Genomic DNA, 17,390 nt, shown 5'->3' with positions numbered 1-17,390 from the left:
CGCACACCGGCGCCACGACTCCGCCACCCGGTACGAGTGACATCCCTCCCTCTCCTTCCTGACCTACCCCTGACGCCCGAAAGGCGGTCACGGGTCCTCGGACACGCCTGCAAGGCAGTAGCGCCGCCAGCGATCTGACCCCGCCTATACCGGCGGGGTCACTCCTTGTCCTGAACCCCGGACAATTTGTGCCTCAGTTCTCCCACGAGTCTGTTGATGTCGGCCATCGTCTTCAAGGACAAGATCTCGCTGCCGCGTGCCGCCAGGCCGAGGACCTGTCCCTGTTGGATCGAGCTGATGAAACGGACAGCCTCCAGGAACTCCTGGATCATGGGGCTCAGCTCGGCGTCATCGCCGAACAGCCAGGGGGGAACCTGGAAGGCGTGGGCCAGGCCGGCGCGCACCTCATCCGATGCCTCGGTTGCCGTACCTTCGCGCAGTTCGCCGATGCCCTCGGCGGTGACGGCTGCCGTCGGCGCATGCTGATTGACGAGCTGCGCAATCTCCGCGTCGGAGAGTGCCTTCTCGCCGGTGGAGCCGTACTGCAGGAGAAAGTTGATCTTTTCTCCGACTGTGCGAGGCGCGGCTTCTTGATCGTCACGCGGGGAGGTGGTGCGAATGCCGAACGACCGATCCTGCGCCGCGAGCAGCTCCTCCTCGGTCACCCCGTACGCCACCGCCAGCGGCTTCACATAGCTGGCGTTGAGCCTGCGCCGCCCGGACTCGGCATTGCCCACCGGCCCCCGGCTGGCCCCGATGATTTCGGTCGCCTCTGCCACGCTTAGGCCGGCGTCGCACCGCAGAAGCTGTAGGTCCGGAGGTCCCTCATGAGGGAACAGTTCGTCGAGCGGCTCGTCGAGCGCTGTTGCGATCGCCGGCAGCTTCTCGCCCTTGGGGAAATCCTTCCCGGATTCCCATCGTGCGACGGTGGCGCCGCTGACGCCCACCAGCTCGCCCAGCTGCCTCTGGTGCATGTCCCTGCGCCGGCGGACAGCCCGCACGAGGCTGCCGTCGAACTGACGAGGGGGCACTGGCACTCCTGCTGCGTGGTGGCGATGGGCTCGGTGTCGGGGTCAACTGTAAGCCAGGGTTGATGCATTTTCGAAACTGACGTACGTTTCCGTACCGCACCTGTTGATCAGGGCCGATTCTACGATGCCAGCCTCTGGGAACCCCTATGCCTATTCCTCTGTCATGACTGCTCGCGCAGCAAGCGCCTGGACTGCGTCTAGGCGGCGCGGATCCATGTCGACATCGCCTGCGCGAAACCAGCCGACACCGGGTGAGCCGACCGCAAACGATCTTTTCGGCAACGGGATGGACTTGTCCGCGGGGTCTACGTATGTTCGTCGTCCCACGCCGGGCAGGGCCCCGGAGAAGGGCCGATGACCAGCGGAAAGGAGGCGGGACGGATGCCGGCATACGACCCGTGACCTGGTCCGGAACTGAAACCGGCGCCGAGGAGCTACCAACTCCCCAGGCGCCGGGCTGGCACCCCGAAGGGCGCCAATTGCACATCACGCGGGCGGCAGGGCTTCTTGCACGAGACCGTCGCACCGCGCTCCTACGAACAACGGAGTATCGCATGCTCGCCACGCCGAGCGGAAGCCCGGCCTGCGCGGACGACGTCCGTCCACGCCGCCTCGCCGCCCAGCTCGCCGACATGATCCCGGGCGCGGCCACCATCCGGGTCAGTCTCACCGACCCGACACAGACGTGGCCTCACCTCCATGCCGTCGTCAAGGACGAGGCCGGGAGGACCGTAGAGCTGGGTCGCCCCACCGCCAGGGTCGCAGCCCGCTGGATCCTGCGGGTCTGGCCAGAGGTGGACTGGATGCGCCCGCACACCTTCCGCCTCGCCGACGCCACCCTCACCCGCAGTGCCCTGGTCGCCGCCGAGCGGGGCCGCTGACATGGCCCGGATCCGAACCGTCAAGCCGGAGGCGTTCACCTCCGAATCACTCGCCGAAGTGACCGTAGCGGCCGAGAGGACCTTCTTCGGCCTGCTTACCCAGGCAGACGACCACGGCCGCCACCGGGACAACGCCGCGATCATCGCAGGGCTCCTCTGGCCCCTGCGTGCCGAGCACACCTCGGTCCACGTCGAGGACGACCTCCACCAGCTCGCGAACGCCGGACTGATCTGCCGGTACACGGGATGCGACGGCCGCCGCTACCTCCACATCGTGACCTGGTCCGAGCACCAGAAGATCGACAAGCCGAGCCAGTCGCGCCTGCCCTCGTGCCCACAGCACCAGGCTGCCGACCGGTGCGCACCGTGCAAGGGCTCCTGCACCCGGAGGGCGGAGGGCTCGCCCACCACTCCCCGAGGACTCGCCGAGACCTCGGGGAGGGCACACCGAGCCCTCGATCTGCCTGCCGTACGCGCCTCGACGGTGCCGGACCAGGCAGACGGGCCAGCCGCTTACCGGCAGGAGGCTGCCGACGGAGCCATCAGCGCACCCGAGCGGGCCGACGTTAAAAGTGCAGGTCAGAGGGTTGTCTCCGAAGGCTCCCCGAGCCTTCCCCGAAGCCTCCCCGAAGGCTCGGCGCCTGGATCTAGGATCCTGGATCCTGGATCTCTTGTCCCTACGGGGCGCACAGCGCCCGCAGCCGGCATCTCCGCCAAGGACCTCGTCGGGGAGTACGTCGCCGGGTGCGACCAGCGCCCCCCGAGCGACGTGATCGGGCACCTCGGGCGGATCACCAAGAAGCTCCTGGACGAGGGCATCGCACCGGAGCACATCCGAGCCGGGCTGGCGAACTTCGCGGCCAATCCGAAGCACCCGAGCGTGCTGACCAGCATGGTCAACGAGGCGATGAACGCTCGCCCCTGCGGTTTGGCACGGCCGGGAATCCGGCCTAACGTGCCCGCCCACCAGGCGTGGACCAACCCGGCCAACGCTTCTGCCGCCTACGCCGAGGAGCTGTGATGCACACCCGCCGCCGCGAACCGCAGCTCCTCAGCAACGAAGCCATCCTGGAGCGCATGGCGAGGATCCTGGCCGCCCGCAACATCGACCCGGCCGACGCCACGCTCCCCGACGACGCCGAGCCGGTCTCCCCGCTCGACGCCCTCCTGACCGGGATGCCCCCGCGCTACCAGGCGGCTGTCGCCGATCACCCCATGGTCCTGGACTGGGTCGGGAAGGTCACCGAGGCGGCCGTCGCCCCCAGCCGAGGAGCCCGACGACAGGTCACCACCGGGCCCAGCCTGCTGATGGCCGGAGTCGTCGGCGCGGGCAAGACACACCAGGCGTACGGTGCGGTCCGAGCGCTGGTGCAGAGCGGCGTCGGTGTTCGCTGGCGCGCCACCACCGCAGCCGACCTCTACGCCGATCTCCGACCCCGGCCCGGGGTCGACAGCGAGCGAGAGCTGGCAGCCGTCAGCCGCTGCCCGCTGCTGATCATCGACGACCTCGGCGCGGCCAAGGCCAGCGAGTGGGTCGAGGAAGTGACGTACCGGCTGGTCAACCGGCGGTACAACTACGAACTCCCCACGCTGATCACCACCAACCTGGCGATCAAGGACCTGCGCTCCTACCTCGGCGACCGCGTCGCCAGCAGGCTCGCGCAGATGACTACCCGAGTCGAGTTCGAGGCCGTCGACCGGAGACGCCACAGCGCCGCCGCCTGACCCTCCACAGGCCACCCCGCCGGACCGCGCCCCCGCAGCGCCGTCCCGGGCGCCTACCGCCAGCGCACCTCTCCGCCGACGCCCTGCGCGCGGAGAGCGATCGGAGCACCCCGCATGACCAGCACGATGAACGGCCCCGCCCACCACCGTCAGCTCGGCGACCACACCTGGCAGGCCGACGCCGTCTGCCAGAGCACCGAGTACAACCCGGTGGACCCCGAAGTCTTCTTCCCCGAACCCGATGAGACCGCCAAGATCGCCACGGCCAAGGCCCTGTGCGGCCAGTGCCCGGTCCGCCGCACCTGCCTGGACGCCGCTCTCGAAGGGGGCGACACCGACGGGATCCGGGGCGGACTGACGGAGGAGGAGCGCGGGCCGCTGCACGAGAAGCTCGCCAGCCGCCTCGACTACAGCCGCGTCAACGCCACCATCGCCGGGCGCGACGTGCACCTCACCCATGCGGAGCGCCGCGCGGTCGAGCACGCGGCCTACCGCCACGGGGTGACCGAGCAGCGCCTGGCCTGGCTTATGAAGGTCACCGAAGAGCACGCCAAAAAGCGCTACCGCGAGATCCGCCGAGCCGAGCGCAACCGAACCCTCAACCAGCCCACCACGAACACTCCGCCCCCCGAGACCAGCGGCGAGCGCCTGATCCGCGACGACTTCGGGACGGCGGCATGAACACCGCGAGCGCGCCGAAGACGGCGCACATATCCGGGTGGGACCGTGCGGCCGTCGTCGCCCTCGGGGGCGCGGGATGCGCGCTGTCGTACGACGCCCTGCAGCAGATGGCCGTCGCCATCCACATCCGGGGCTTCCTCACCTACCTCTTCCCCCTGGTGATCGACGGGTTCATCGCCTACGGCATCCGAGCCCTCCTGGTTCTGCGCAGCGCACCCCTGCGCGCCCGGCTCTACGTCTGGACGCTCTTCGGCACGGCCACCGCAGCCAGCATCTGGGCCAACGCGCTCCACGCGGTCCGCATCAACCAGGACACGGTCGCCGGCACCGGACTCCGGCTCGGTGACGCGGTGGTCGCGGTGCTCTCCACCATCGCCCCGCTCGCACTGGCCGGAGCGGTCCACCTCTACATCCTCATCGCCCGGGGCCCGGTCAAGGACACTGACCGGCAGAACCGCGGTCAGCCCGGCCACCTCGGTCAGACCGACCGGGGCGACGCCATCGAGGTCACCCGGACCAACCGAGCCGGTCAGCAGCGGCCAGCGGCCGGTCAGGTCAAGTCCGGTCAGCCAGTCACCTCTCCGACCGACCGGCTGCCGCCGCCCCTGACCGACGAAGACACCGCCACCCAGTCACTGACCGGAGACTCGACCCCGGCGGACAGCGGCCAGTCGGCCACCGACCACCGCGACCGGAGCCACGGTGCCCCTGACCTGCAGGGACAGACGGACAAGGGGCGGACGGTCGCTGACCGCCCCGACAGCGCGGCCCCGGTCGGTGATGACCAGGGCAGCCCGGCGGCGGTCACTGCCCCGCCGGTCACCTCGCCGCCGGTCACTGACCGGGCCGCCCGGCCGACCGGTGACCGGCGTCCTGACCCGGACACCGAGAAACTGCTGAAGATCGCCCGGTCGGCGGTCAGGGCCGAGGACAAACTGACCCGCAAGGTGGTCGCCCAGGCGATCCGAGGTCAGCAGATCCCGCTGTCCAGCGACACCCTGACCGCGCTGATGGCGCAGCTGCGCGAGCAGCACCGCCAGCCGGTCACCTCCTCCCGGCCCTGACCGAACCTCCACGGAGCGGGTGACCAAGCCGGTTACCCCGGCCGGTCACCCGCTCCGCATGTCTCCGAGATATCCCGCCACAGCAGAAGCGGAGAGCACCCGATGCGCACTCACCCGGCCACACCCGCCGAAGTCGACTCCTGGCTGACCGTCCTGCACCAGCATGGACACCTCCACCGCGCCCGGTCCGGCCCCGACACCACCTGGATCGTGCAACGAGAGCAGCACGACCGCCCCTGGACCCTGCACCACCCGGTCCTGGCCATGGACTGGATCGAGGAACTCGTCCGCGAAATCCAGCAGCAGGACCCGGAGACGAGTCGGTGAACACCAACGACCCGGTGGCCACCCCCGCTGGACAGCAGCGTGACCCCATCACGGCTCCTGGCGGAGCAAGCTATCGCGTACGACGGTCCTACGGCCCGTCGTACGCACCTGCCCCCGCCCAGGAGGGCGAGGGAAGCCCGGCTGGTCCCCGAGCGAGGGCGCACGGGGACCAGCCGGGCAACCGACACCAGGGGGCGCCGGTCACCGGGGGAGAAGCAGGTGACCCTGCCGACCGCGAGCAGCCGAGCCCGAGCACGCCCGCCTTTCCCGACCGCACCCCGCGCCGCCGTAGCCGCAACCCGAGCGAGCGCGCCCGCAAGACGACCACCCGCCTCTCCGACACCGAGAAAGCCGAGATCACCGACGCCGCCACCCAGCGCGGCGTTACCGTCGCCCGCTTCCTCGCCACCGCCGGCCTGAGCGCCGCCCGCGGACGCGCCGCCATGCACAGCAACGACCAGCTCGACACCGCCATCGACGAACTCGCCGCTCTACGCACCGCGCTGGCCCGGATCGGCAACAACATCAACCAGATCGCCTTCGTCCTCAACAGTGGTGGCCAGCCGCGCGCCGGTGAACTCGAACACGCGCTGGGCGCGCTGACCGGACTTCTCGCCCGCGTCGATGACGCGGCGAATGACCTGGTGACCCGGCGGCTGTGATGGTTCCCGACATCGGACGCGGCTCCCGCACCCACGGCCTCCTCGTCTACCTGTACGGCCCCGGACGGCGCGAGGAGCACACTGACGCACACCTTGTCGGCTCCTGGGACGGCTTCGCCCCCGACCCCGGCCGCGACACCGGCCTCGACCCCGACCCGAAGGTCACCCTCGCCCGGCTCACCGCCGCCCTGGACCTGCGGGTCAAGCAGGCCAGCGACCGCGCGCCCGCCAAGCACGTCTGGCACTGCTCGGTCCGCACCGCCCCGGGGGACCGGCGGCTGGACGACGAGGAGTGGAACGCCGTCGCCCAGCGCATCGTCCACGCCACCGGCATCGCCCCGGCCGGAGACCCCGACGGCTGCCGGTGGATCGCCGTCCGCCACGCGGAGGACCACATCCACATCGTCGCCACACTCGTACGCGGCGACCTGCGCAACCCGCGCCTGAACTACGACTTCAACAAGGCTCAGGCCGAATGCCGTCGCATCGAGAAGGAGATGGGCCTGCGGCACCTGAACGCCGGCGACGGAACCGCAGCGAAGAATCCCAGCAGCGCCGAGAAGTTCAAGGCCGAGCGCACCGGCCGCCCGGAGACCTCGCGCGAGACGCTCCGTGAGGCCGTTCGTCGAGCCGTGGCGGGAGCGGACTCGGAGGAGGAGTTCTTCACGCGGCTCCGAGAGGCGGGGGTACGGGTGAAGCTGCGGCACGCTCCGTCCGGTGACGCGCTCGGCTACAACGTGGCCCTGCCCGGCGACCGCAACCGCCACGGCGAACCGGTCTGGTACCCCGGCTCCAAACTGGCCCCCGACCTCTCCCTGCCGAAGATCCGCCTACGCCTGACCGACGGGGCCGCCGCGCCGAGCACGCCCGCGGTCGCCGCTGACCGGACGAACTGGTCACCGCCCGCCCGTCAACGACGCAACGCCACCGTCATCGCCGAGCGCTCGGCCACGCTCCTGGAACGCGACGAGGACGGCGAGGCCGCCGCCCAGCTCGTCGGCGTCGGAGAACTCCTCGACGCGGTGGCCCAGACCTCACCGGCCACCACCCGCGCCGAGCTGGCCGCCGCAGCTCGCGCCTTCGAGCGGGCGACCCGCAGTCATGTCCGCACCGAACGCGCCGACACCTGGGCTCTCCGCTCAGCCGCCCGGGGCATCGTCCAGGCCGGCGGGGCGCTCGGCCGAGGCGAGGACGGCGGCACCACCGCCATGCTCGTCTCCACCCTCGTCCTCGTCACCCTCGCCGCCGCCCGCTGGCACTCCGCCCGCGGACACGCCCAGCAGGCCCACGCCTCCCGACAAGCCGCCGCGCACCTGCGCACCGCCTACCGGCAGGCCGCCGCCACCCCGATGCGAGCGCTGCACGACGAAGGTCGGGCCCTTCCAGAAGCCCAGCGCCGCACGCACGAAGCCACCCTTCGCGCCGTCCTGCCGGAGAAGGCCGTACGGGCAGGGGGCATGGAAGCGAGGAGCGACGCCTTGGTCGCCACCCTCGCCCAGGCCGAGCGGGCGGGCCACGACTCCGAAGCCCTCCTGCGCCAGGCCATCGACATGCGCGAACTCGAAAGCGCCGATGACGTGAGCGACGTCCTGGTCTGGCGCCTGCGGCGCATCGCCCAGCTCCCGGCACACCCGGGTGACGGTGCCCGTCGTCCGCAGGCCGCCACCCGCCAGGCCAAGACGTCGAGCAGCCGCACCGGTGAACGGAACGCGACGGCAACCGCGCCGCTCGGGACCATGCAAGACCCCAACCGCCGCTCGCCACGTCGCTGACCAGGTCGAACCGGCAGCCGGTCACTAACCGAGCGGACGCTGCGAAAGGTATGGACAGCCGGTTCCACCGGCTGTTACGGATGAAAACAGGACCGACGACCGGGAGATGACGCTCGTGCTCAGAACCACCACCCGCACCACGGAGCCGGCACCCGCGCTGCCCGTCCTTCTCACTGGTACCGACCCCTTGCTGCAGCTCCAGGCGGAGATGCGGCCGGCCGACGGACCCGGGGCGATTCGCTGCGTCGGCCACTCACGCGAACTCGCCGTCGGGGGCATCCCCGTGATGTGCTCCGCCTGCCGTGCCCGACGCGACTGGCTGCTCATCAACCACGGGCGCAACGTCTGGGTCCGCTGCCGGTGCGGCAACCAGTGGCTCGAGCCCGAGATCAGCCGCGCCGACTTCGACGCCCTGGTCGGCGGCCCGCACGGGACGACCTACCCGAGTGTCGAGGCGGGCTTGGCCGCGCTCGGGTTCGATGGGGTATTCGCCGGCATCTACCTGGAGTAGGCAGGTAACGGGCTGGAGGCGCCACCGGGGTGACAGTGGCGCCTAACCCACCGTGCCGTTTTGCCGACAGACTGGCGCTGCACCTTGAACGTTGTCGCGTAACGGAACGTAACAGCAATGGAGTTAGTAGGTATCTGCTAAGTCCCGGTAAGGGCAGGCGAGCTAGCAGGCCCTGCACCATGGGGAGGCGCGTGTGGCCGAACGGCGGGGGGGATCCTACGGATCTTTCTGATGTCGAGTGGGCGGTGCTCGAACCGCTGGTGCCGCCCGCGATGCCGGGTGAGTGCCCACGCGAGCATCCGCGGCGGTAATTGATCGACGCATTGGCGTACTGGGTGCGGGCTGGCGGCTACTCTCTCGGCTGTGGCACGCGCCCGGCTTCACGCCCGCAATGGCAGAATCTCGTCGGCACGGGCAGACCGAGGATGCAGTCATCCGCCGCCCGCCCCGGGTCGGCGTCGGCCACGTCGGCGGCCGCAACGGATGCACCTGTGCCTGTTGTTGAGGATGAAACGAGCACTATTGTGGGTGTTTGCTGCACACTCGGGAGTACCCGTATGCGCAGTGCTGGTGCGGGTACCGCCTGAGACGAGATGGTCACAGGCCCTGGGGATGGGCAAGAGCAATATGTCTGCACAGCTGTGGTCGGACGAGCCGACCCACCTGGATCTTCTGTCTTTTGACGCGGTGGCCAAAACCGTGGTCCAGGCCGTCCTCGACGACGCCCTTGACCCGGTGACCGTCGGAGTCTCGGGCGCCTGGGGGAGCGGCAAGACCACCGTGCTCCGCCTCATCGAGGACGAACTCGCCCCCAAGCCGCCCGCAACGGACACGACCATTCTCGTGATCAGCACAGACCCGTGGCGCTACGACCCCGGTGTGGGCGCCAAGGAAACCCTGATCGGCGAGGTGCTCAGCGCCGTCGCCGCCGAGCTCGCCAAGAAGGAACAGCCAGAGGGCCGCGTCAGCCGCGCCCGGACGATGCTGACCAAGCTGCGCCAGCGAGTCGACTGGGCCAAGGCCCTGCAAGTGGCGGCCAAGACGTCCCTGACCCTGCAGCTGCCCTCCGTCGACGACCTCACCAGCCTGATCAACACCGAGCCCGGCAACGATGATGCCGACGCAGGCGACCCGCCCTCACGCGGACTCGGCGACTTCCGCAGTGATTTCCGCACACTGATGGAGTCCGCCGAACTCAGCCACCTCAGGCGCGTGGTCGTGCTGGTCGACGATCTCGACCGCTGCCTGCCCGACACGGTCGTGGACACGCTGGAGACCATCCGGCTGTTCCTGGCCGTGCCGAAGATGGCCTTCGTCGTCGCCGCCGACGAGCACCGGGTTGCCGACGCCCTGCGAGCCCGCTTCCCCGACCCCGGCAGCGGACAACAGTCAGCACAAGAGAGATACTTCGAGGAACCGGCCAGCCTCTACCTGCACAAGATCGTGCAGACCACGGTGCCGCTGCCCACCCTGAGCCGCTTCGACACCGAGGCATTCCTCGTCCTGCTGCAGCTCTCTCAGCGCCTGACCGTCGAGGAACTCACCCCCTACATCGAGGCCTGCGTACACCTGCGGCTCGAGAAGGGCCTGCTGGACGACCTGGCCGAGGCCGTGAACGGCAACGACATCTTCGCCGAAATGGCCTTTGCCTCACGGATGACACCCATCCTCTACGAGAAGCTCCAAGGCAGCCCCCGCCGCATCAAGCGCTTCCTCAACGACCTGCGGGTGCGCCAGTCCGTCGCCGGCCATCGCGGCATCGAACTCGAGCCGGACATCGTGGCCAAGCTCATGGTTCTGGAGAAGCTGCTGCCCAACGCCTTCGCCACCGTCCTGGGGTGGCTGGCCCGCGGCGAACTGCGCTCCCGCATGGCCAAACTGGAGACAACCGCCGGCCGGCCCGCCCCCGAACACCACATTGCCGCCGACCCCGCTCCCGGCGACGCCGCTTCCCCTTCCCCGGGACAGCAACCGACGCCGGACGAAGGCGAGAGCGAGCCGGTCACCTTCGACGACGACCTGATCCGATGGGCCAAACTTCCCCCCGACCTCGGCCCCGTGGACCTGGCCCCCTACCTCTACCTGGCAGCCGCGTTCACCGGCGAGCAGCTCCTCGACGCCGGACTGCCCGGCCGGCTGCGCGACATCGCGGCCAACCTGCTGTCCAGCGTGCGCTTCGACCAGCGCCGGGTCACCGAAGCCGACATCACCGCGCTCGGCGAGGACGACGCCCTGAGCCTGGTCGAATACCTCGGCCGGGCCGGCCGAGACCGGCCTACCGAACAGACCGCAGCCGTACGCAGCCTGGTTCGCATCACCACTGCCTACCCGGCCAGCGCCGAGCGGGCCACCCGCCTCCTGCAGTCCATTCCTGCCCGAGAATTGCAACCGGCCACCATCCTGGTTCTCCCGTCCGCCGTCCCCGTCTTCCGCGGTGTGCTGGAGCACTGGAAGAGCCATGTCCCGGCCGGCCAGGACCAGATCGGGCGCACCCTCGACCACGCCCTGGGCACAGGAAGCGGCCGCTGATGGGCACCAAAGGCTCCTACACCGGAAACGGCACACCGGCCAGCAAACAACTGCAGCACAACGTCACCCAGTGGCTCGACGTTCTGGCCGGCTCCGGCCCCGGCGCGCCCTCACCCCAGCTCAACACCGATCAGTTGATCCCTGCCCTCGGTCTGTTCCGCCCCTCCGGCGGCCACGCCGACGGCCCCGGCGGCGGAGGTGCGGGAGCCGGAGGAGGCCGTAGCGGGGGAGGGGCACAGCGCAGCATCGCCCGGTCCTCACGCACCGCAGGCCGCGCCGCGGCCGCGGCCTACGCCTACCGCACCGGCAACGCGCAGGCTCTGCAGGAACTCGGCCTCGACTACGCACAACTGCAGGCCGCCGCCGACGACCCGATCGACTGGACCCGCCGGATCGTGGACGCGGCCTGCGGGCCACTCGCCGACGGCACCATCGAAGACCAAGAACGCCGCTTCGTCGCCAGCGAAGTGGCCCAATGGGTCCTGGAAGCCGGCAGCGACAGCACACCCCCCAGCCCCGACGAAGTCGTCCGGGAAACCCTGGCACTGATCATCTTCGAGGCGGTCATCAGCGAGACCGCGGCGACGATGAACGACGGCTCCCGCCCTGCCTGGGCCACTGCCAACGGCGAACGCCAACTGCGTGAGACCGCACGCGCCTTGGCGGACCGCGCCTTCCTCACGACCACTGGCCCCAGCACCACCGAGATCACCCAGGCCGTCGAAGAGGGCATCACCGCGATGCGGTCCATCTGGATGGAGCCCTGATGCCCGCCTACATCCTGCGCTTGGACGCAGACACCACCCACCCCATGCCTGACGACACCACCGCGTTCTGGTGGCCCGCCGGGGCCGGCGGCTCTTTCGTCTCCACCCTCGGACCGTCCCTGGGAGCCCTGGGCCCCGTCCCCGAACCCAATATCGAACTGGTCCGCCTGGCCACCCTGGTCTACGCCGCCGACCGTACCGCCCCCCGCCGCGCCGCCCGCTCCAACTGGAACCAGCGCACCTTCGAACTGGACGTCCCTGTCTACGACCCGGCCCGTTGGACCGCGGTGCGCGAACGCCTCGAAGCCCTCCTGGCTTTCCTGTCCGGAGACCGATGGTCAATCCGCTTCCACACCGCCGGTGCCCCGCACGAAGCCGTTCACGACACACCACACCCCGGGATCCGGCGCGTGGTCCTGCTCAGCGGCGGCGCCGACTCTGCCGTCGGCGCCCTGCACTCCCGCCACGACCTCGCCCCCGAGCAGCATCTGCTGCTCTCCCATGTCGGCGCCACCACCCTCGCCCCCATCCAGCGAACTGTCGCCGACACCATTGCCCACCTCATCGACGGCCCCTCACAGCCCCACCAGGCCCTGCGCTTCTCCCGCAAAAGCCATCAGCCCACCGGCACGAAACTGCCCAACGAGTACTCCACCCGCACCCGCTCCCTGCTCTTCCTCGCCCTCGGCCTGGCGGCCGCAGCAGTGGAAGAGGTCCCGCTGTGGATCCCGGAGAACGGCTTCGCTTCCCTCAACGTGCCGCTCACCGCCGACCAGCGCGGCGCCGTATCCACCCGCACCACCCACCCACTCTTCCTGCAGACCCTGGCAGCCATCGCGCACGACGCCGGAGCCCACGCACACATCCACAACCCCTTCGCCGCCCACACCAAAGGCGAAATGTTCACGCGGGCCGCCGAACTGGTCGGCCCTGCCGCAGCCACCCGGCTGCTCAGCAACACCCACTCCTGCGCCCACACCGGACACCGCACCCACCGCATCCCCGTACGCACCCACTGCGGCGTGTGCTTCGGCTGCCTGCTGCGCCGCGCCTCCTTCCGCGCCGCCCAGATGGAGGACAGGACCGACTACCTTCACACCCGCCACGCCGAGAACCTCAGCGCCTACCTGACCGGCAAGTCGGTCGAACCCTCCCTGCGCACCTTCCTCGCTCGCGGGCTGCGCCCGGCCGACATCACGACCCTGAACCTGCCCTCCGACTACTCCACCCGCCAGGCCTACGACCTGTGCACGCGGGGCGTCGCAGAACTGGAGTTGCTGTACCCATGAGGACGAGCGCACTGCCGCCGCTGGACCTGCACGCACACATCGACACCAGCGTCCCGGCCGACGACCTCGCAGGCCTGGGCGCCGTCATCTTCGCCGCCACCCGCTCCCTGACCGAGGCCACTGAGGCCGTCCAGCGGCACGACGACCGGATCATCTGGGGAGTCGGCGCTCATCCCGGACTCGCCCGCAGCCACACCGCATTCGACCCCGACACCTTCACCCAGCTGATCGCCCACACGCCCCTGGTCAGCGAGATCGGACTCGACGGCAAGAGCCGCGTCCCGCTCGAGCGCCAGCAGACCACTCTCCGCAGTGTGCTCGGCGTTCTGGAGCGCACCCCGCGCATCGCCAGCATCCACAGCTACGGCGCCTGCAAGCAGGTGCTCGACGAACTCGAACGTGCCCCGGTCCCTGGCATGGTCCTCCACTGGTGGCTCGGCGCCCCGGAACAGACCGCCCGTGCCGTCCGCCTGGGCTGTTACTTCTCCGTCAACGTCTCCGCCGCACGCAAAACGGCTCTGCTGCAGACCATCCCGCTCGATCGTGTGCTGACCGAGACCGACCACCCCTTCGGCGACCGCAGCTCCGCTCAGCCACTGCCCGGCAACGTCGCCGCCGTGGAGCAGACCCTGGCACGCCATCATCGGACAACGCCCAGGGATATTCGCCAGACCGTATGGCACAACCTGGCTGCACTCGTGAGAGACACGCGTTGCGCAGCACACTTCAGCCGGCACGTGCGGTCTCATCTTGCATCGCTCCCGCCTCGTTGAGCGCTCAGCGGGTGGGTGCCTGAGCCGCCGGAGAGTGCTGCCTCGTAGCGGGGAAGGTCCCTCCGGGATCCAGGCCTGGAGTTCCCTACAGCATGCGGTCTTGTCATTCCAGGAGCAGCCCTGCCCCTCAGCCGATAGCGTCGCCGGACATGTACAACGATTTCGATGCCACAGAGGCGTGGGAGCGGCTGAGAGTCAGTGGCAAGCTCATCAGCGTCGATCACAGTCAGCACGCCGTAGGACATCACTGACGAGCCCCAGCCGCGGTACAGGTCAGCGGCCTACGCGTTCGGTGGCTAATCAGACTCCGGCGAGACGGTTGGAGAGGTCGAGGGCGTCGGTCGCGAAAGAGAGGGCGGCGCACAGGCCGGTCACCTCGTACAGGGTCGGACGGACTAGGCGCGGCCAGTCGTCCGGGGAGGCGGGCCAGGAACCGAGGAGAACCTCGGCAGTGGTCAGCCCCAGGTGCGTCGTGACGTCCCAGCCGCTGCGCGATGCGGGCTCCCAGCGCAGTCGAATGCGCCCGAGGGGGAGTCTGGAAGTCTCGGCGGCGAGCCAGGTGATGTCGAGGGGACCGTCGGGGCGGGTGGAGATGCGCTGGAGAAGCGCGCTGTGCACGCCGTGCGGCATGGGGCGCGCCGCGACAGTGTGCAGTGCGAGGCGGGGTGCGGGGCGCGAGAGTGACGAGATGGGAAGCCTCCGTGATGGTAGGGAAGCGATCAGGCCCAGGTGAGGGCGTCGCGCGCCCCCACCGGGAGGTAGTCCTCCTGGCCGTCGTCGGCGATGTACGCCTTGCCATCGCGGACGACGACCTCGGCCCCCACGAAGTGAGCGAAGGGGAAGTCGGGGTTGACGGCGAGACGGACCGGCAGGTTGGGGTCGAGTTCCTGGAGCTGGCGGAGCAGGTGGCCGACGGTCAGGTACTGGGGCAAGGGAGTCTCCGTGAACGGTGGACATTGACGGGGCTGGTCGGCCCGACGACGGGGAGTCGTCGAGCCGTCGGTGGATGTATGAGCGGAGCCTGACCAGCAGTCAGCACGAGGAGTTGGTGACCAGGGCGGCGAGGAATCCGGCAACGGCCTCGGAGGGGGTGTGGAGACCGAACTCCTGGACCCATGCGTCGCCATCGGGGGGCTGCACCCGGACGTGCCAGACGATGTTGCGCTGCCAGGCCGACGGGTCCTCGGGGAGCCAGCCGACGTAGACGCAGCCGTCGGGGCTGGTCGCGTGGACGTTGGCCTCGGGGGTGTCGACGATCGCCCACCCGAGTGCGTCCAGGAGATCGAGCACCGGGCCCGCACCGTGGTCGGCGGAGAGCCAGTGGAGAGCATCCGCCGTGGGGCGGACAACGACCGGAAGGAGGGTGGCAGAGGTGCTCACGGTTAGATGAATCCCTTCGTTGACCTGCGGTTTTCCCGACACCCGTACGTTGGCATGCGGCATGCCGAAGTGCGTAGTCGTTTCCCGGCAAGGACGTCTGCCGTGGGCGAACTGGGGGTCGTCGGCAGGTCACGGGAGACCGGGGAATGGACAGGCCGCCGGGGTTGTCCTACATGGGTTGCGGTGACGGGCCGCAGGCGAGAGAAGGGGGACAGCGATGGCCGAGACGAGCGGACCCTGGGACGGCGCCGGGTTGGAGCGCAAGATCCGCGCGGCCGGGCGGCGGTGGACCGTGGGCGACATCGCGATGGTCGCCGACGGCCAGTGGGGAGTCGGCGCACAGCCCGACCAGTGGCCGGACGAGGAGACGGTGGAGCGCCGGGTCGCCGAAGGCCGGCGCGTGGAGCTGACGATGGAGGAGCTGGCCCGCACGGTGGGCCCTCGCGCCGAAGAGGGCCACCGCGACGAGAATCAGAGCTAACTGCTCAACGTCGGAACCCCGTTGCGGGCGCCGGGGCCCGACGGCAGCCGCCGGAGAGGGCGGTTCGGGCACGGCCCCCGGGGCGTGCCGCGTCTGCCCGGAGCGGGCGACAGCGGCCTGTGCCAGCCGAACCGTTGGCGCCTCAACCTCGGGTGCGGCGGCCTCACGAGCCTCCACCACGCGCCTGTTCGCCTGGAGGTACGCACGACTCTCTGCGTGGCGACGCGGAGGCTGACCGCCGTGTCGGTGATCCGGTCGAGTTCGTAGAAGTCAGGCACGTACCCATGCCGGGACAGGGCGTGAAAACGGTCCTGGTGGACGGATATGTCCGTGATGGCCAGGGCCGTCCGGGTGTGCATGGCGCAGCGCAGGAGCGGGTCCTCGCTGGAGCGGCGGACCCCGAGGACCTCAAGAGCTTCGATGGGCTGGCCCCAGGCGTTCTCGATCACGGCTGTGGCATGGTCGAGCATGGTGGTGGTGGGCATGGTGGAACTCCTGTTGTGCAGGGACGGTTGCGGGTGGAGTGCGGCTTGGGGTGGGAGTCAGCGCCCGCGCCGTGACGCCGGCAAGCTGGCCGGCAGCCGGGCAGAGGTCGCGGGCGCGGGGTGGCCCGTCCGTTTCTGCGCCGCACCCGTGGAGCGGCTCTGGGCGGCCATCACCCGGAGGTCGGCTGCTGTGCGTGGTGCCCGCGCGGCACGGTGCACGGCCTGGGTGACCGCGGTGCGCCGTACGTCCAGCGGAGTCGGAGCACGGGAGACCTGAGCCTCGGCGATCGGCGTGACCGAAGCGACAGGGGTCATCGTGACCAGGTTCTGCATACGCCGGTCGATTTGGTGGCGTTCGCGGACCACCGGGGTCGACTTGGCCATCACAGCGGCGGTTGCGGCGATCAAATGGGGCGGGGTGCGGGCCGTAAAGGTCGCTTCGGCACGAGTGCCCCAGCCCGGCGGGCCAGCCCACAGCTCGACGGTCCTGCGGTCGGAGCCGAAGCCGCGCCGATCGATATGGATGCCCGCTTGGTCGTCAGGAGCGATGATCTCGACGGTGCCGAGTTCAGCAGCTCCGTCAAGGTTCCAGCCGGCATCGGTCAGCGGCCGGACGGTGTCCCTCCAAGGGACGGTTGGCCCTGTCAAGAAGCGGCCGGGGGTGTCGGTAGCGATCGCTTCGTCGTAGTCCTGGACCAGTGCGGTGGTGAGGCCGGCGACCATCTCGGCCGGGGTGACGTGGTTGAACGTTGCTGTCCAGCGAGGCGCCGAGAAGGCGTCCTCGGCTGCGCTGATCTTCCACAGTTCGAAGTCGTCGCCGAACCAGCCGATCCGAATCCGTTGGTCGGGAGAGGTTACGAGGAGCTGGCAGGGGCCCTCATCGAGGTACTGGTGTGGCCAGTGGGCGACGGGTGCGAAACCAGCCTCACCGGTCCCGTTGGAACCAGCCAGATACATGGGGCTGACCAGCACCTCTTGGTATCGGTTCGGGTCATCAGGGGCGTACATGGTCGAGTGCTCCGGAAGCGAAGG

Annotated in this window: 20 protein-coding genes; 14 read left to right on the top strand and 6 right to left on the bottom strand. The window is 69.8% G+C overall.

The features are described from left to right. Positions 1-158: 158 nt before the first annotated feature. The gene (locus tag ABZ863_RS31865; RefSeq protein WP_358543107.1) at positions 159-1,001 is read right to left on the bottom strand and encodes a helix-turn-helix transcriptional regulator; all 843 of its coding nucleotides are present in this window, start codon (positions 999-1,001) and stop codon (positions 159-161) included. 584 nt (positions 1,002-1,585) lie between these two features. Between ABZ863_RS31865 and ABZ863_RS31860 the strand changes: the two genes are divergently transcribed. The 13 genes from ABZ863_RS31860 to ABZ863_RS31800 all read left to right on the top strand — a co-directional run bounded on the left by ABZ863_RS31860 (position 1,586) and on the right by ABZ863_RS31800 (position 14,012). Then, positions 1,586-1,912: a transcriptional regulator gene (locus ABZ863_RS31860; protein ID WP_358195481.1), complete on the top strand. Its 327-nt coding sequence runs from the start codon at positions 1,586-1,588 to the stop codon at positions 1,910-1,912. Between the two features lies 1 nt (position 1,913). After that, on the top strand, positions 1,914-2,933 hold the full coding sequence (locus tag ABZ863_RS31855) for a hypothetical protein (protein ID WP_358195479.1): 1,020 nt from the start codon (positions 1,914-1,916) through the stop codon (positions 2,931-2,933). Further along, on the top strand, positions 2,933-3,637 hold the full coding sequence (locus tag ABZ863_RS31850) for an ATP-binding protein (RefSeq protein ID WP_358195478.1): 705 nt from the start codon (positions 2,933-2,935) through the stop codon (positions 3,635-3,637). The genes ABZ863_RS31855 and ABZ863_RS31850 overlap by 1 nt, the downstream gene beginning before the upstream one ends. 114 nt (positions 3,638-3,751) lie before the next feature. Then, the gene (locus tag ABZ863_RS31845; RefSeq protein ID WP_358195476.1) at positions 3,752-4,318 is read left to right on the top strand and encodes a WhiB family transcriptional regulator; all 567 of its coding nucleotides are present in this window, start codon (positions 3,752-3,754) and stop codon (positions 4,316-4,318) included. Beyond that, a complete protein-coding gene (locus ABZ863_RS31840) occupies positions 4,315-5,382 on the top strand; it encodes a DUF2637 domain-containing protein (RefSeq protein WP_358195474.1) in 1,068 nt (355 codons plus the stop codon). Before ABZ863_RS31845 ends, ABZ863_RS31840 begins: the two co-directional genes overlap by 4 nt. Positions 5,383-5,484: 102 nt before the next feature. Beyond that, entirely contained in the window at positions 5,485-5,709 is a 225-nt protein-coding gene (locus tag ABZ863_RS31835; protein WP_219088720.1) for a hypothetical protein, read from the top strand. Further along, positions 5,706-6,371, top strand: coding sequence for a MobC family plasmid mobilization relaxosome protein (locus tag ABZ863_RS31830; protein WP_358288822.1), 666 nt, complete (start codon positions 5,706-5,708; stop codon positions 6,369-6,371). The genes ABZ863_RS31835 and ABZ863_RS31830 overlap by 4 nt, the downstream gene beginning before the upstream one ends. Continuing rightward, the gene (locus ABZ863_RS31825; RefSeq protein ID WP_358195470.1) at positions 6,371-8,143 is read left to right on the top strand and encodes a relaxase/mobilization nuclease domain-containing protein; all 1,773 of its coding nucleotides are present in this window, start codon (positions 6,371-6,373) and stop codon (positions 8,141-8,143) included. The genes ABZ863_RS31830 and ABZ863_RS31825 overlap by 1 nt, the downstream gene beginning before the upstream one ends. 115 nt (positions 8,144-8,258) lie before the next feature. Further along, on the top strand, positions 8,259-8,654 hold the full coding sequence (locus tag ABZ863_RS31820; RefSeq protein ID WP_358543105.1) for a hypothetical protein: 396 nt from the start codon (positions 8,259-8,261) through the stop codon (positions 8,652-8,654). 627 nt (positions 8,655-9,281) lie between these two features. Beyond that, entirely contained in the window at positions 9,282-11,183 is a 1,902-nt protein-coding gene (locus tag ABZ863_RS31815) for a P-loop NTPase fold protein (RefSeq protein WP_358288825.1), read from the top strand. Continuing rightward, entirely contained in the window at positions 11,183-11,950 is a 768-nt protein-coding gene (locus tag ABZ863_RS31810; RefSeq protein WP_219088727.1) for a hypothetical protein, read from the top strand. Before ABZ863_RS31815 ends, ABZ863_RS31810 begins: the two co-directional genes overlap by 1 nt. Next, the gene (locus tag ABZ863_RS31805; protein ID WP_358288829.1) at positions 11,950-13,239 is read left to right on the top strand and encodes a 7-cyano-7-deazaguanine synthase; all 1,290 of its coding nucleotides are present in this window, start codon (positions 11,950-11,952) and stop codon (positions 13,237-13,239) included. The genes ABZ863_RS31810 and ABZ863_RS31805 overlap by 1 nt, the downstream gene beginning before the upstream one ends. Further along, positions 13,236-14,012: a TatD family hydrolase gene (locus ABZ863_RS31800; RefSeq protein WP_358288832.1), complete on the top strand. Its 777-nt coding sequence runs from the start codon at positions 13,236-13,238 to the stop codon at positions 14,010-14,012. Before ABZ863_RS31805 ends, ABZ863_RS31800 begins: the two co-directional genes overlap by 4 nt. A 300-nt stretch (positions 14,013-14,312) precedes the next feature. Here ABZ863_RS31800 and ABZ863_RS31795 read toward each other — a convergent pair whose 3' ends face one another. From ABZ863_RS31795 to ABZ863_RS31785, 3 genes are all read right to left on the bottom strand, one after another. After that, positions 14,313-14,630 (bottom strand): esterase, encoded by a 318-nt coding sequence (locus ABZ863_RS31795; protein WP_358288834.1) that lies wholly within the window; start codon positions 14,628-14,630, stop codon positions 14,313-14,315. Positions 14,631-14,731: 101 nt separating this feature from the next. Then, positions 14,732-14,944 carry a hypothetical protein gene (locus tag ABZ863_RS31790; protein ID WP_351283529.1) on the bottom strand — a complete coding sequence of 71 codons (213 nt, stop codon included), beginning with the start codon at positions 14,942-14,944 and terminating at the stop codon, positions 14,732-14,734. Between the two features lie 100 nt (positions 14,945-15,044). Then, positions 15,045-15,392, bottom strand: a complete 348-nt coding sequence (locus ABZ863_RS31785; RefSeq protein WP_358288837.1) for a DUF317 domain-containing protein — start codon at positions 15,390-15,392, stop codon at positions 15,045-15,047. Between the two features lie 217 nt (positions 15,393-15,609). On the opposite strand from ABZ863_RS31785, the gene ABZ863_RS31780 reads away from it, so the two are divergent. Further along, positions 15,610-15,873, top strand: a complete 264-nt coding sequence (locus ABZ863_RS31780) for a hypothetical protein (RefSeq protein WP_358288839.1) — start codon at positions 15,610-15,612, stop codon at positions 15,871-15,873. Here the strand turns inward: ABZ863_RS31780 and ABZ863_RS31775 are convergent. Continuing rightward, positions 15,870-16,358 carry a hypothetical protein gene (locus ABZ863_RS31775; RefSeq protein WP_358543102.1) on the bottom strand — a complete coding sequence of 163 codons (489 nt, stop codon included), beginning with the start codon at positions 16,356-16,358 and terminating at the stop codon, positions 15,870-15,872. The two genes, ABZ863_RS31780 and ABZ863_RS31775, sit on opposite strands and share 4 nt — an antisense overlap. 57 nt (positions 16,359-16,415) lie before the next feature. Next, positions 16,416-17,366: a DUF317 domain-containing protein gene (locus ABZ863_RS31770; protein ID WP_358288842.1), complete on the bottom strand. Its 951-nt coding sequence runs from the start codon at positions 17,364-17,366 to the stop codon at positions 16,416-16,418. Positions 17,367-17,390 lie beyond the last annotated feature (24 nt).

The organism is Saccharomonospora sp. NPDC046836 (genome assembly GCF_040645195.1).
Taxonomy (GTDB): Bacteria; Actinomycetota; Actinomycetes; order Mycobacteriales; family Pseudonocardiaceae; genus Prauserella_A.
This window is presented reverse-complemented; position numbering and strand designations above follow the sequence as displayed.